This is a genomic window from Streptomyces justiciae (assembly GCF_015163075.1).
GTDB classification, from domain to species: domain Bacteria; phylum Actinomycetota; class Actinomycetes; order Streptomycetales; family Streptomycetaceae; genus Streptomyces; species Streptomyces justiciae.
Genome location: NZ_JADDXU010000021.1, coordinates 1 through 14,978 on the forward strand (window position 1 = coordinate 1; position 14,978 = coordinate 14,978).

Consider the following 14,978-nt stretch of genomic DNA (forward strand, 5'->3'; position numbering starts at 1 on the left):
CCGTACCGTCTTCCCGGACGTCGAGGGTGTGCCGTACCAGGAGATCCGTGAGGGCGCCGAAGGCCGCCCCCAGCTCCAGGTCGTCGAGGCCGGCGAGCAGTGGCGGGCGCTCATGCAGGAGGAGGCCGAGCGTGGCTTCGACGTCCGGGGTGATCTGCCGTGGCGGACCACTCTGCTGAAGGTCTCCGACACGGAGTGGGTCCTGCTGCTGGTCGCGCATCACATCGCGACCGACGCCTGGTCGATGGGCGTACTCGCCCGCGACCTTCAGGGCGCCTATCGCGCCCGTCTTGTCGGGGCGGCCCCGGAGTGGGAGCCGCTCCCCGTGCAGTACGCGGATTACGCGCTGTGGCAGCGGGAGGTGCTGGGCGACTTGGACGACGACGGGGCCGGTGCGGGGTCGGCGCAGATCGAGTACTGGCGGGGGGTGCTGGAAGGGGCGCCGCAGGAGACGGTGCTGCCGTTCGACCGGCCGCGTCCGGCGGCGCCGTCGATCCGCAGTGGGTCGGTGCCGGTCGGGGTGGATGCGGAGACGCATGCCCGGCTGACGGAGCTGGCCGCGCAGGGCGGGGCGACGATGTTCATGGTCGTGCATGCCGCGCTGGTGGTGCTGCTGGCCCGGATGGGGGCCGGGGAGGACGTCTGCGTCGGTACGCCGGTCGCGGGCCGGTCCGATGTGCAGCTGGAGGATCTGGCCGGGTTCTTCGTCAACACGCTCGTCCTCCGCTCCGACGCCTCTGGCGACCCCACCTTCGGGGATCTCCTGGCGCGTATCAGGGAGACCGATCTCTCGGCGTACGCGCACCAAGACGTGCCGTTCGAACGGCTCGTCGACGAGCTGGGTGTGGCGCGTTCCGCGGCCCGCAACCCGCTGTTCCAGGTGATGCTGGCGCTTCAGAACGTGCCGAAGGCGCAGTGGGATCTTCAGGGGCTGGCGGTCGAGGAGATACCGCCCGCGTCCGACCCGGCCGCACGGTTCGACCTGTCGGTGGCGCTGAACGAGTTCCACACCGCCGAGGGCGAGCCGGAGGGCATGCGCGGCGGCATCCTGTTCGCGGCCGATCTGTTCGACGAGGCGACGGTCCGTGCGCTGGCCGGGCGGCTGGAGCGGGTGCTGGAGCAGGTCGCGGCCGATCCGGAGCTGCGGCTGAGTGCCGTGGAGGTGCTGGACGAGGCCGAGCGGACCACGGTCGTGGCGGAGTGGAACGCCACGGCTCGCGACGCGGACGACGTCACCACGGTCGTGGAACGGTTCCGCGAGTGGGCCGCGCTGACGCCGACGGCGGTGGCACTGCGCACCCTCGACCGGTCGCTGACGTACGCCGAGGTGGAGGCGCGGTCGGACGCGCTGGCGCGTGGGCTGGTGGCGCGGGGTGTGGGCGCGGAGTCCCGGGTGGGGCTGTGCCTGCCGCGTGGCGCCGAGATGGTCGTGGCGATGCTGGCGGTGTGGAAGGCCGGTGGGGCGTACGTCCCGCTGGACCCGGAGTATCCCTCCGACCGGCTGGCCTACATGGTGACCGACAGCGCGGCACAGCTCGTGCTGGTCTCGGACGAGACCGCCGGCCGGCTGTCCGAGGGCATCGCCACCGTCCGCCTCGATGAACTCGCGGGCGGTTCCGGTGACTTGCCGGATGTCGGTGCCGGCCAACTGGCCTACGTCATCTATACGTCGGGGTCGACGGGCCGTCCGAAGGGTGTGGCCGTGGCGCACGGCCCCGTGGCGAACCTGGCCACCGCCATGCGCCCGGTGCTCGGCGTCGAGCCGGGCGTGACGGCGTTGCAGTTCGCGTCGTTCAGCTTCGACGCCTCGGTCCTGGACGTCGCGGTGACGCTCGCCGCCGGCGGTACGTTGGCCATCGCGTCGGCCGAGGAGCGGCTGGACACCGCTGCGCTCGCCGCCCTGGTGGAGGCCTGCGGGGTCGAGGTCGCGAGCGTCGTCCCGTCGCTGCTCGGGGTGCTGGAGCCGGAGGCGGTCGCCGGGATCGGCAACTGGGTGCTGGGTGCCGAGCGGCTGGAGGCCGGTCTGGCCGCCAAGTGGCGGGCGCGGTCCAGGGTGTGGAACACCTACGGTCCGACCGAGGCGACCGTCATCACCACGGCGACGTTGCTGCCGAAGGGCCTCACCGCCGAGGACGCGCCGCCGCCCATCGGGCGCCCCCTGGAGAACGTCCGGACCCATGTCCTGGACGCCTATCTGCGGCCGGTGCCGGTAGGGGTGCCCGGCGAGCTGTACATCGCCGGTGACGGACTGGCCCGCGGTTACATCGGACGCCCGGACCTGACGGCGGAGCGGTTCGTGGCCTGCCCGTTCGACGCGGACGGTGGCCGGATGTACCGCACGGGTGACCTGGCCCGCTGGATGGCGGACGGGCGACTGGAGTTCGTGGGCCGTGCCGACGAGCAGGTGAAGATCCGTGGCTTCCGGGTCGAACTCGGGGAGGTGGAGGCCGCGTTGGCCGCCCACCCGGAGGTGAAGACGGCCATCGCGGTCGTACGCGACGAACGGCTGATCGGCTACGTACTGCCGGTCGCCGGGCGGGAGCCGCGGGCGGACGCGGTACGGGAGTTCGCCGCCGGCCGGCTGCCGGACTACATGGTGCCGTCCGCCATCGTGCTGCTCGACGCCCTGCCGCTGACCGTCAACGGCAAGATCGACCGTGCCGCGCTGCCCGAGCCCGAGCGCGCGGCGGACGGTGGCCGTGCCCCGTCGACCCCGACCGAGGAGGCGCTGGCCGCCCTGTTCGCCGAGGTGCTGGACCTGGAGCAGGTCGGCGCCGAGGAGAGCTTCTTCGAACTCGGTGGTGATTCGCTGAAGGTGATGCGGCTGATCGCCCGTGTCCGCTCGGTGCTGGAGGCGTCGGTCGGGGTCCGTGAGGTGTTCGCCGAGCCGACCGTGGCCGGTGTCGCGCGGCTCGTCGACACGGCGGGGGCGTCGGCGGGCGTGGTGCTGGCGCGCCGGGAGCGCCCCGAGCGCGTCCCCCTGTCCTTCGCCCAGCAGCGGATGTGGTTCCTCAACCGCATCGACGAGACCGGGGCGTCCGCCTACAACCTCCCCTTCGCGCTGCGCCTGTCCGGCACCGTCGACACCGAGGCCCTCCAGGCGGCGCTCTGGGACATCGCCGACCGGCACGACAGTCTGCGGACGGTCTTCCCGGACGTGGAGGGAGTGCCGTACCAGGAGATCCGCGTGGGCGCCGAGGGGCGTCCGCGACTCCAGGTCATCGAGGCCGGCGAGCGGTGGCACGACCTCATGCAGGAGGAGATCGGGCGCGGCTTCGACGTGCGGGTCGATCTGCCGTGGCGGGCCTCCCTGTTGAGGATCTCGGAGACGGAGTGGGGCCTGCTGCTGGTGGCCCACCACATCGCCTCCGACGGCTGGTCGATGGGGGTGCTGGCGAACGACCTCCAGAACGCCTATCGCGCCCGTCTGTCGGGTGCCGAACCGGGATGGGAGCCGCTTCCCGTCCAGTACGCCGACTACGCGCTGTGGCAGCGCGAGGTGCTCGGCGAGCTGGACGACCCGGAGAGCCCCGGCGCTGGGCAGATCGCTTACTGGCGGCGGGTGTTGGAGGGGGCGCCGCAGGAGACGGCGCTGCCGTTCGACCGGCCGCGTCCGGCGATGCCGTCGTTCCGCAGCGGTCAGGTGCCGGTGCGGGTGGACGCGGAGACGCATGCCCGGCTCACGGAGTTGGCCGCGCAGGGCGGCGCGACGATGTTCATGGTCGTGCATGCCGCGCTGGTGGTGCTGCTGGCCCGGATGGGTGCGGGGGAGGACGTCTGCGTCGGTACGCCGGTCGCCGGGCGTTCGGATGTGCAGCTGGAGGGGCTGGCCGGGTTCTTCGTCAACACGCTCGTTCTCCGCTCCGACGCCTCCGGTGACCCCACCTTCGGTGACCTGCTGGCCCGTATCAGGGAGACCGACCTCTCGGCGTATGCCTACCAGGACGTGCCGTTCGACAAGCTCGTGGACGAGCTGAACCCGACCCGGTCGGGGGCCCGCAGCCCGCTGTTCCAGGTGATGCTGGCGCTCCAGAACGTGCCCGAGGCGCAGTGGGACCTCGAAGGGCTGGCGGTCGAGCAGATCCCGCCGGCGGAGGACCCCGCGGCCCGCTTCGACCTCTCCTTCTCACTGGGGGAGCGGTGGTCCGAGCAGGGAGTCCCGGCCGGCATGGGCGGCGGCATCCTGTACGCGGCCGACCTGTTCGACGAGGCGACGGTCCGTGCGCTGGCCGGACGGCTGGAGCGGGTCCTGGAGCAGGTCGCGGCCGATCCGGAGCTGCGGCTGAGCGCCGTGGAGGTGCTGGACGCCTCCGAGCGGGCTGCGGTCGTCGACGGCTGGAACGCCTCCGACCAGCAGGTGGACACGTCAACCGTGCTGGAGCGGTTCCGTGCCCGTGCGGCCGGCGCGCCGGAGGCGGTCGCGGTGTGGTCCGAGGGTCGGGGGCTGTCGTACGCCGACCTGGACGCGCGGTCGGACGCGCTGGCGCGTGGGTTGGTGGGGCGCGGTGTGGGCCGGGAGTCCCGGGTGGGGCTGTGCCTGCCACGCGGTGCCGAGATGGTCGTGGCGATCCTGGCGGTGTGGAAGGCCGGTGGTGCGTACGTCCCGCTGGATCCCGAATACCCGTCCGAGCGGCTGGTGTTCATGGCCGCGGACAGTGACGCCGAGCTGGTGCTGGTGACGGCCGAGACCGCCGACCGCCTGTCCGCCGAGGTCGACACCGTCCTGCTCGACGAGTTGGGCAGTGACGTCGGTGTACTGCCGGAGGTCGGCTCCGATCAACTGGCTTACGTCATCTATACGTCGGGGTCGACCGGGCGTCCGAAGGGCGTGGCCGTGGCACACGCCTCCGTGGCCAACCTGGCGTCGGTGATGCGGCCGGTTCTCGGGGTCGAACCGGGCGTCACAGCCTTGCAGTTCGCGTCGTTCAGCTTCGACGCGGCGGTGCTGGACGTGGCGGTCACTCTCGCTGCGGGCGGCACGTTGGCGATCGCCTCGTCCGACGAACGACTGGACGCGGCGGCGCTTGCGCGCATGATCGAGGCGGCCGGCGTCGGGGTGGCGAGTGTGGTGCCCTCCCTCCTCGGCGCGCTGGAGCCGGAGATGGTCTCCGGGATCGGGAACTGGGTGCTGGGCGCGGAGCGCCTGGAGGCCGGTCTGGCGGCCAAGTGGCGTGAGGGCGCCCGGGTTTGGAACACCTATGGCCCCACCGAGGCGACCGTCATCACCACCGCCGTCCTCCTGGACGAGGGCATCACGGGCGAGGACGCCCCGCCCGCCATCGGCCGACCGCTCGGAAACGTCCGTACTTACGTCCTCGACGCCTCTCTCCGCCCCGTCCCCGTAGGGGTGACGGGTGAGCTGTACATCGCCGGTGACGGTCTGGCCCGCGGCTACGTCAACCGCCCCGACCTGACCGCCGAGCGCTTCGTGGCCTGCCCCTTCGGTGACGGTGGCCGGATGTACCGCTCCGGTGACCTGGCCCGCTGGACAAGTGAAGGACAGCTGGCCTTCGTCGGCCGTGCCGACGAGCAGGTCAAGATCCGTGGCTTCCGGGTCGAACTCGGGGAGGTGGAGGCCGCGTTGGCGGCCCACCCGGACGTGAAGACGGCCATAGCGGTCGTACGGGAGGACCGCCCGGGCCAGCCGCGCATCGTCGCGTACGTCCTTCCGGGCGACTCCGGGGCCGCGGACCTTGAGGCCGGGAGTCTGCGGGAGTTCGCGGCGACGCGGCTCCCGGACTACATGGTCCCCTCGGCCGTGGTCGTCCTCGACGCGCTGCCGCTGACGGTCAACGGCAAGGTCGACCGGGCCGCGCTGCCCGTCCCCGATCCGGAGAGCGACGGCTCGGGTCTCCTGCCCCGGAACGGGACCGAGGCGCTGCTGTGCACCCTGTTCGCCGGGGTGCTGGGCGTCGACCGGGTGGCCGCCGACGGCAACTTCTTCGATCTGGGCGGCAATTCGGCGCTGGCGATGCACCTCGCGGGCCGGGTCCGGTCGGAGATCGGGGCGGAGCTGAACCTGAAGCAGTTCTTCGGTGATCCGACGCCGATCGGCGCGGCACGCATCCTGGGCACCAAGTCGCGTCCCTCGCTGCTGCCGGTCGACCATGAGGGGGGCGAGGCGCCGGCGACGGCCGGGCAGCGGTTCGTCTGGCGGCGGGCCGCGGCCGATCCGGGTACGCGGGCCCTCCAGTCGTCGGTCGCCCTGCGGCTGCGCGGGGAACTCGACCGGGACGCGCTGCGGGCGGCGCTGGCGGATGTGGCCGCACGGCACGCCATCCTGCGGACGGTCTTCGCCGAGACCCCGGACGAGGGACTGGTCCAGCGGATTCTGGACGCCGGCGATCCCGCGGCCCGACCGGAGCTCCCGGTCGTCACGGCGGCCGAGCGGGAACTTCCCGCCGTACTGGCCGCCGGGGCCGCCCGCCGGTTCGACCTCGCGAGCGAAACCCCCTGGGCCGCCACGCTGTTCGAGCTCTCCGACACCGACCATGTCCTGCTCCTCGTACTGCACCGGATCGGTGGCGACGACGCGTCCCGCGACGCTCTCGTGCGCGATGTCTCCGTGGCGTACGGCGCGCGCTGGGAGGGCCGGGCCCCGGAGCGGGCGCCCCTGCCGCTCCAGTTCGCCGACTACGCGGTCTGGGAGAGCCGGCTGCTCGCGGACGCGGACGCGGAGACGGCGGAGAGCGTGGCCGGTGATCAGCTCGCGTACTGGAAGGAGGTGCTGGCGGACGCGCCGTCCGCGATCACGCTTCCCGTGGACCGGCCGCGGTCCGCGCGGCTCAGCCGGCGGACCGGCGCGGTGCCGCTGCGGGTACCCGCCCCGGTGCACGTCCAGCTGACGGAGACGGCCCAGTCGCTCGGCGTGACCTCGGTCGCCGTGGTGCACGCCGGGCTGGCGATGCTGCTCGCCCGGATGGGCGCCGGCACCGATCTGGTGCTCGGCGCGGTGGCGCCGCGGCCGACCGGCGAGGGTGAACTCGAGGCGGTCATGGGCCCGTTCGCCGGGTTGCTGCCGCTGCGCACCGATGTCTCGGGCGACCCGACGTTCCGGGAGATGCTCGGCCGGGTCCGGGAGACCACCGAGGAGGCGGAGCGGTCCCGGGACGTGCCGTTCGCGCGGATCGCCGAGGCCCTGGGCGTCGCGGACACGGCACCGGGTGACCCGCATCCGCTCGTCCAGGTCGTCCTGGACGTCCGGGACGACACCGCGGCGAAGTGGGACGTCCCGGCGGTCCCGGGGCTGGACGCCTCGCTCGTCGGCCTCGGCACCCCGGCGTCCGCGTTCGATCTGACGGTACGGCTGACCGACCGGCACCGGGACGACGGCGGGCCCGACGGCCTCGACGGCAGCCTGGACTACGCCGAGGAACTGTTCGACCGGGCCACCGCCGCCGCTCTCGTACGGCGTCTGCTGCGGCTCCTCGGACAGGTGGCGACCGAGCCCGAACTGCGGCTGAGCCAGCTCGACATCCTGCTCGGCGAGTCGGAGCGGCGGCAGCTGACCGAGGACTGGAACCGCGGCGCGGCCAGGGTCCCGGACGGCACCGTGCTCCCGGCGCTCGCCGAAGCCGCGGTACGCGAGCCGGGCGCGCCGGCCGTCCAGGACCGGCACGGCTCCCTCAGCCGCCGCGCCCTGGACCGGGCCGCCGCGTGGCTCGCCGCGGGGCTGGACCGGCGCGGGGTGGGCGCGGGCGACACCGTGGTGGTGGCGGTACGGCCCGGCACCGACTGGGCGGTCGCCGTGCTCGGCGTGCTCCGGTCGGGCGCCATGTGCCTGATCGCCGACCCCGACGCCCCCGAGGGTCCGTTGTCGGCGGCGGCCGGACTGGGCTGCGTACGGCCGGCCGCGCTCGTCGTGGCGTCGGGGACGGGGGAGAAGGACTCCGTGGCGACGGTGCCCGTGCTGCGGGTGGCGGACGCGATCCGGGCCGCGGGCAGGCGGCTGCGCCGTCCCGCCGTACTCCCGGACCCGCTGCCGTCCCAGCCGGCCGTACTGCTCCCCGCGGAGGCGCCGGACGGCACGCTCGTGGGCGAGCTGGTGGACCACCGGTCCCTGCTCGGCCGGGTGATCGACCGTCAGGCGGCCTCCCCGTCGTCCGAGTCGGCCGCCGCCACGCTCCACCTGGACGCGGCCGCGCCGGTCACCGACCTGCTCGTCGGACTGCTGGCCGCGCTGAGCGGGGGGCGTACCGCTGCTGTGGAGACCGGCGCGCAGGGTGAGGGTCGTACCGCCGCTGTGGAGACCGCCGCATCGAGCGACGGCCCTACCGCCCCTGCCGGGGCCACCGCCTCGGGTACGGGCTCCAGCCCGATCGCCGCCCTCTCCCTCCCCCGCACCGCCCGCGCCTACGTCCTCGACGAGTGGCTCCGGCCGGTACCGGTCGGGGTGGCCGGTGACCTGTACGTCGCGGGGCCGTCGCTGGCCCGTGCCTACGCCGGGGCCCCCGCCCGCACCGCGGGCAGCCTCGTCGCCGATCCCTTCGGGCGCGGCGGTGATCTGATGCTGCGTACCGGGCGGCGTGCCGCGTGGACCTCGGACGGGCTGGTGCAGCCGCGTGCCGCGCTGGACGGCGCGGCCGGGCTGACGGCGCCGCGGCGGGCCGGGCGGCGGCGTGACGACCTCGACGCGCTGCTGGCGTTGCAGAGCGGCGGGTCCCGGACGCCGCTGTTCTGCCTGCACCACAGCACCGGGCTGGCCTGGTCCTACGCCGCGCTGCTGCGCCACCTGCCGCAGGATCTGCCGGTCTACGGCCTCCAGACGCCCGGGTTCACCGACCGCAGGGCGATGCCGGGCAGCGTGCCGGAGCTGGTGGCCGACTACGTCGAGCGGATCCGCTCGGTGCAGCCCGAAGGGCCGTACCAGCTGCTCGGCTGGTCCTTCGGCGCGGTGCTGGCCCAGGCCATCGCCGCGGAGCTGGAGGAGCGGGGCGAGGAGGTCACGCTGCTGGCGCTGCTGGACGGCTTCCCCGGCGGACACCACCGCAGGGACGAGGACGGGCCGCGCCAGGAAGGCGACGACGGCGACGCCGCCGGTGTGGACGGGACGCGCGTCCGGATCGACGGCGCCGCGGACCAGGAGGGGCGGGCCCTGCTCGACGGGCCCGGGGCGATGAGCCCGCCGGCCGACTCGTTCACGGTGAACGTGGAGGAGACGAAGGAGCACATGATCCGGCTGGCGCAGGGCCACACACCCCGGCGCTTCGGCGGTGGCGCGCTGCTGTTCCTGGCCACCGAGGGCGATCTGGCCCAGCTGTCGCTCGCGGCGGCGCGCTCCACCTGGGAGCAGTACATCGCCGAGCCCATCGAGGGGTTCGAGATCGCCGCCGACCACGTCGGGATGCTCCGCGGCACGCACGCCGAGACCATCGGCCGGGAGGTCGCCCGACGCCTGGTGGCACCGGAATCCACGTCAGACCACAAGCCCGTGTCAGAAAGGTAGGACTCGCATGACGCAGTCGTTCGAGCTTCCGGTCGACAAGCGCCGGAACGTCCTGGACCCGGTGCCGGAGCTCCTGGAACTCAACGCGCGGGCGCCGCTGTTCCGGCCCCCCGGCGGGATGCCCCACTGGATCGTGACCGATCGTGAGGTGGTGCGGCAGATCCTCGCCGACGCCGAGCGGTTCTCCAGCATGCCGCCGCCCGAGCCGGACGGCCGCAAGCCCGATCCGCACCCGGGGAGCCTGCTCCAGACCGACGGGGCCGAGCACAGCCGGCTGCGGCGGCTGGTGGCGCCGATGTTCACGGTGCGGCAGATGAAGGCGCTGGAGCCGATGATGGCGCGGATCGTGGACCAGCGGCTGGAGGTGCTGGAGCGGGCCGGCCGCCCCGCTGACCTGATGCGGTACTTCGCCCGGCCGGTGTCGGGCCTGATCCTCGCCGAGCTGATCGGCCTGCCCCGCGACGACCTGTCGGAGCTGTCCCGGCTCGGTGACCACCGGGCGTCCGGGCACAGCCCCCGGCGCCATCCGGCGACGTCGGAGTACGTGGGGCACTTCCGGAAACTGGCCGCCGCCCAGCGCCGCGATCCGGGCGAGGGCCTGGCCGGGATGCTGATCCGCGAGCACGGCGACGCGGTGTCGGACGAGGAGGTGGCCGGCATCTGCGAGAGCGTCGCCAACGGCTCGATCGAGAACACCGCGGAGACCATCGGCCTGGGGGTGCTGGCGCTGCTGTGTCATCCCGACCAGCTGGCCCTGCTGCGCGAGCGGCCGGAGCTGATGGACCGGGCGGTGGAGGAGCTGCTGCGCTATGTGTCGGTGGTGGCGTCCGTGTCGCCGCGGACCGCGCTGGTGGACGTGGAGATCGGCGGGGAGCTGATCAAGGCCGGCGAGGTCGTGTCGTGCTCGGTGTTCGCCGCGAACCGCTGCCCGTACGGCGGCGACGACGGCACCGCGGACCGTCTGGACGTCGCCCGGGAGCCCGGCAACCACCTGGCGCTGGGCTTCGGCGTGCACTTCTGCCTCGGTGCGGCGCTGGCGCGGCTCCAGCTGCGGATCGCGCTGACGGGGCTGCTGGAGCGTTTCCCCGGCCTGCGGCTGGGCACCGGGGTGGAGGAGCTGCGGTTCCGGTCGCTGGCGCCGCAGTTCGGCGTCGAGACGCTGCCGGTCCTGTGGTGAGGCCGGTGGCGGACACGGCACACCCGGCACACACGGCGGATACGGCGGATACCGCGGATACGGCAGATACGGCGGGCACCGCGGGTACCGCGGACACGGCCCGGGTGGGCATCCGGGTCGACCGGGACAGCTGTGTGGGCTCGGGCGCCTGCGCGCTGTTCGAGCCGGAGTTCTTCGACCAGTCGGAGGAGGACGGCCTGGTCGTGCTCCGGGCGCGGGAGGCGGGCGCTGAGGCGCTGCCCGCGTTGCGCCGGGCCGCGTCCCGCTGTCCCGCTCGCGCCATCACGCTGGTGCCGTCCGACGGACAGGGAAGTGCCGGGTGGGACCGGTCTGACTGAACGGCCCCGCGGGGCGCCCGTTGCAACCCTGGTGTGACCGGGCGCCCCGTAGAACTTCTGGTATGCCGAATAACCATCAGAAGCGCGTGACCGGGCCCCTCCTGGCGGTGCTGTCCGTGATGACAGCAGGAGCACTTCTCGCCGGCTGTTCGTCGGGCGAGGAGGACGCCACCGTGACCAGCGAAGGCGGCGCGAACTCCTCTTCCTCGAGTGCGGGCGGCACGGAGAGCGCGGGCGTGGCTTACGCGCAGTGCATGCGCGAGCACGGTGTCTCGGAGTTCCCCGACCCGGAGAAGGACAGCGGGGGCGGCGTGAAGCTCGTCATCCCGCAGGGCGTCGACCAGAACTCGCCGACCTTCAAGTCGGCCCAGTCCGCCTGTCAGGGCCTGCTCTACCAGGGCGACACCGGTGACGCCGCCGGCAGCCGGGCCTTCGACGCGACGAAGGTCGCCGCCTGGGCCAAGTGCATCCGCGAGAACGGCGTCCCCAACTTCCCCGACCCGCAGGTGAACGGGAACACGATCGTCATCGACGCCAACGCCTCCGGCCTGACCGGGCGGGACGATCCCAAGTTCTCCAAGGCGGCCGAGGCCTGCTACAGCATCCGGCCCGGCGGCACGCTCGCCTTCATGGGAGGGCCGCAGGGATGACCAGTCAGGAGGAGGGGACCGTCGCCCGGACGGCTCCCGAGGAAGCGCCGGGCATCGACGGCAGGGAGCTGGAGTTGCGGCCCGAGGCCATCCCCTCCCCTTCCTACGAGGGGAGCGGCGGCGCCGTGGACGAGGCGCCGGTGGACCGCCGCCGTCGCCGCCGAGGGGTGCGTATCGCCCTGGTCGTGGCGTGTGCGGCGGTGGTCGCCGCGGCCGCGGCCGGTGCCGCCCTCGGGGTGTTCGGCGGCGGGGACGACGGTACGGAGGCGACGGCGCCGTCCGGGCCGCCCGCCACGACGCAGGTCAAGCGGACGACGCTGACCAGCTCGCAGGCCCTGGACGGGCAGCTCGGGTACGGCGACACGGTGGCCGTGCAGGCCCCGGCCGCGTCCGGCTCGGCGCAGTCCGGGCAGGCGCAGGGCGGGGGCGGGGCGGCCGCCGGGGTCGTGACCTGGATGCCCTCCGACGGCGACACCATCACCCGCGGAAAGCCGGTCTACAAGGTCAACCAGCAGTCGGTGCCGCTGCTTTACGGCTCGGTGCCGCTGTACCGGACGCTGAAGCCGGGCGTCAGCGGCAGCGACGTCAAGATGCTGGAGAAGAACCTGAAGGCGCTCGGCTACGACGGCTTCACGGTGGACTCCGACTACACCTCCGACACGGCCGCCGCCGTCGAGGAGTGGCAGGACGACCTCGGCCGTACGGAGACCGGGGAGGTTTCGGCCGGCGACGCGGTGGTGGCGTCCGGCGCGCGGCGGGTCGCCAAGGCGGGGCTCGCCGTCGGCGACAGCCTCACCGGTGACGTGCTCACCTGGACGGGCACCGACCGGGTCATCTCCGTCGACCTTCCCGTGCAGTACGCGGACCTGGCGAAGAAGGGCGGGAAGTCGACCGTCACGCTGCCGGACAACACGACGGTGACCGCCGTGGTGACGGACATCGGCACGCCGACCTCGTCGGGCGACTCCGGGGGCGAGGGCGGGGACCAGCAGAAGTCCTCGGGCTCGGGTTCCTCGAACGCCACCGTGCCGGTGGAGCTGAAGGTGGAGGACGCCAAGAAGCTCGGCGCCTACCAGGCCGCCTCCGTCAGTGTCGAGTTCGCGGCGGAAGCGCGGTCGAACGTGCTCGCGGTGCCGATCAGCGCCCTGTTCGCGCTGCCGGGCGGCGGTTACGCGGTCGAGGTGGTGACCGGGTCGAAGACGGAGTACCGGAACGTGAAGCTCGGCATGTTCGGCAACGGCATGGTCGAGGTCTCCGGCACCGGCATCACCGAGGGCACCGTCGTGGGGGTCCCGAAGTGACCGTCACCGCCCACCCGGTGATCGAGCTGGCCGGGGTCGGCAAGTCGTACGGGGACGTGGCCGCGCTGGTCGAGGCGGACCTGGTGGTCCACCGCGGCGAGATGCTCGCGGTCGTCGGCCCCTCGGGCTCGGGCAAGTCCACCATGCTCAACATCATGGGCACCCTGGACCGGCCCACCTCCGGGACGGTGGCGATCGCCGGGCACGCCGTGGACTCCCTCAACGACCGGGAACTGTCGGCGCTGCGGGCCGGGACCATCGGCTTCGTCTTCCAGCAGTTCCATCTGGCCTCCGGGGTGTCCGCGCTGGACAGCGTGGCGGACGGGCTGCTGTACAGCGGGCGGCCGCGCCGGGAGCGGCGCCGGGTCGCCGAGGTGGCGCTGCGCAGGGTGGGTCTGGGGCACCGGCTCTTCCACGAGCCGCAGCAGCTGTCGGGCGGTGAGAAGCAGCGGGTGGCGATCGCCCGGGCGGTGGTCGGCGATCCGCCGCTGCTGCTGGCCGACGAGCCGACCGGCGCCCTCGACTCCCGCTCGGGGACGGTGGTGATGGAGCTGCTCCACGAACTGCACGAGGCCGGCACGACGGTCGTTGTCATCACCCACGACCGGGACATCGCGGCGTCCCTGCCGCGCGAGGTCCGGGTGCGGGACGGCCGTATCGAGCACGACTCGGGATCACCGGGGCCCCGGGCCCTGACGCACACGGGGGTGGGGCGATGAGTACGGCGTATCCGGCGCTGCCGGCCGAACGGCAGCGGCCCTGGGACGACCTGCCCCCGCCGCCGCGGCCCAAGGCGGCCCGGCTGAGCCTGTCGGACGTGGCCCGGGTGGGCGGCTGGGGCCTGCGCTCGCGCCCCATGCGGGTCTTCCTGTCGGCCCTCGGCATCGCGATCGGCATCGCCGCGATGATCGGCGTGGTGGGCATCTCCACCTCGTCGACCAACGACCTGAACAAGCAGCTGGCCGCGCTCGGCACCAATCTGCTCACCGTCGCCCCGGGCACCACGATGACCGGCGACAACGCCCATCTGTCCGAGGACGCCGTCGCGATGATCGCGAACCGGCCCGAGGTGATCTCGGCCTCCGCGACGGGCACCACGGACGCCAAGCTCTACCGCAACGACCGGGTGCCGGCGGTGGAGTCGGGCGGTCTGACGGTCAGCGCGGCCCGCACGGACCTGCTGCGCTCCATCGGCGGGAAGATCGTGGACGGCCGCTGGCTCAACAACGCCAACAGCCGCTACCCGGCCGTGGTCCTCGGGTCGGAGACGGCACGCAGCCTGGGCATCCACCGGGCCGGGACGGACGTACAGGTGTGGCTCGGCAACCGCTGGTTCACCGTGGTGGGGCTGCTGGCCCCCAACGAACTGCTGCCCGCCCTTGACACCCAGGCCTTCGTGGGCTGGTCGGTGGCGGAGAAGGAGCTGTCCTTCGACGGCTACCCGACGACCGTCTACACCCGCGCCAAGGACGCGGACGTCGAGACGGTGCACAGCGTGCTCGGCCCGACGGTCTCCCCGGAGGACCCCAACGAGGTCAACGTCTCCCGCCCCTCCGACGCACTGGCCGCCAAGCACGCCGCCGACAAGTCGCTGAGCGGGCTGCTCCTCGGCCTCGGCGGGGTCGCGCTGCTGGTCGGCGGGGTCGGGGTGGCCAACACCATGGTCATCTCGGTGCTGGAACGCCGCTCGGAGATCGGACTGCGCCGCTCGCTCGGCGCCACCCGGGGCCAGATCAGGATCCAGTTCCTCGCCGAGGCGCTGCTGCTGTCCGGGCTCGGAGGCCTCGGCGGTGTCCTGCTGGGCATCGGGGTGACCGACGGCTACGCCGCCTATCAGGGGTGGGCGGCCCTGGTGCCGCTGTGGGCGATGGCCGGCGGCCTGGCCGCCACCCTCGCCATCGGCGGACTGGCCGGCTTCTACCCCGCGGTCCGCGCGGCCCGGCTCCCCCCGACGGAGGCCCTCGCGACCAACTAGCCGCCCTGGACGGTGGCTTGACATTCCGGACCGCGGCGCCTCCGTCGCCATCCCCCGCCGGCGGGGGCGCCGCACCCCGGTCGTCCGGTGTC

7 protein-coding genes are annotated in these 14,978 nt (G+C 73.5%); all 7 read left to right on the forward strand.

Annotation, left to right across the window (positions count from 1 at the left end; translation table 11 throughout):
* Window positions 1-9,445 (forward strand): non-ribosomal peptide synthetase (locus IQ210_RS39475; protein ID WP_194084098.1); only part of this gene is annotated, 9,445 nt, incomplete at its 5' end.
* Window positions 9,446-9,452: 7 nt separating this feature from the next.
* The gene (locus IQ210_RS39480) at window positions 9,453-10,622 is read left to right on the forward strand and encodes a cytochrome P450 (protein ID WP_194084099.1); all 1,170 of its coding nucleotides are present in this window, start codon (window positions 9,453-9,455) and stop codon (window positions 10,620-10,622) included.
* Between the two features lie 5 nt (window positions 10,623-10,627).
* Window positions 10,628-10,960: a ferredoxin gene (locus IQ210_RS48345; RefSeq protein WP_322657867.1), complete on the forward strand. Its 333-nt coding sequence runs from the start codon at window positions 10,628-10,630 to the stop codon at window positions 10,958-10,960.
* An 86-nt stretch (window positions 10,961-11,046) separates the two neighbouring features.
* Window positions 11,047-11,610 carry a hypothetical protein gene (locus IQ210_RS39490; RefSeq protein ID WP_256780115.1) on the forward strand — a complete coding sequence of 188 codons (564 nt, stop codon included), beginning with the start codon at window positions 11,047-11,049 and terminating at the stop codon, window positions 11,608-11,610.
* Window positions 11,607-12,911, forward strand: coding sequence for a peptidoglycan-binding protein (locus IQ210_RS39495; RefSeq protein ID WP_194084102.1), 1,305 nt, complete (start codon window positions 11,607-11,609; stop codon window positions 12,909-12,911). The genes IQ210_RS39490 and IQ210_RS39495 overlap by 4 nt, the downstream gene beginning before the upstream one ends.
* Window positions 12,908-13,630: an ABC transporter ATP-binding protein gene (locus tag IQ210_RS39500; protein ID WP_194084104.1), complete on the forward strand. Its 723-nt coding sequence runs from the start codon at window positions 12,908-12,910 to the stop codon at window positions 13,628-13,630. Before IQ210_RS39495 ends, IQ210_RS39500 begins: the two co-directional genes overlap by 4 nt.
* Window positions 13,627-14,886: an ABC transporter permease gene (locus tag IQ210_RS39505; RefSeq protein WP_194084105.1), complete on the forward strand. Its 1,260-nt coding sequence runs from the start codon at window positions 13,627-13,629 to the stop codon at window positions 14,884-14,886. The genes IQ210_RS39500 and IQ210_RS39505 overlap by 4 nt, the downstream gene beginning before the upstream one ends.
* The last annotated feature ends 92 nt before the right edge of the window (window positions 14,887-14,978 follow it).

Bases quoted from the DNA above. Each gene is read 5' to 3' on its own strand.
- IQ210_RS39480 (WP_194084099.1), top strand. From the start codon at position 9,453: ATGACGCAGTCGTTCGAGCTTCCGGTCGACAAGCGCCGGAACGTCCTG.
- IQ210_RS39495 (WP_194084102.1), top strand. From the start codon at position 11,607: ATGACCAGTCAGGAGGAGGGGACCGTCGCCCGGACGGCTCCCGAGGAA.
- IQ210_RS39505 (WP_194084105.1), top strand. From the start codon at position 13,627: ATGAGTACGGCGTATCCGGCGCTGCCGGCCGAACGGCAGCGGCCCTGG.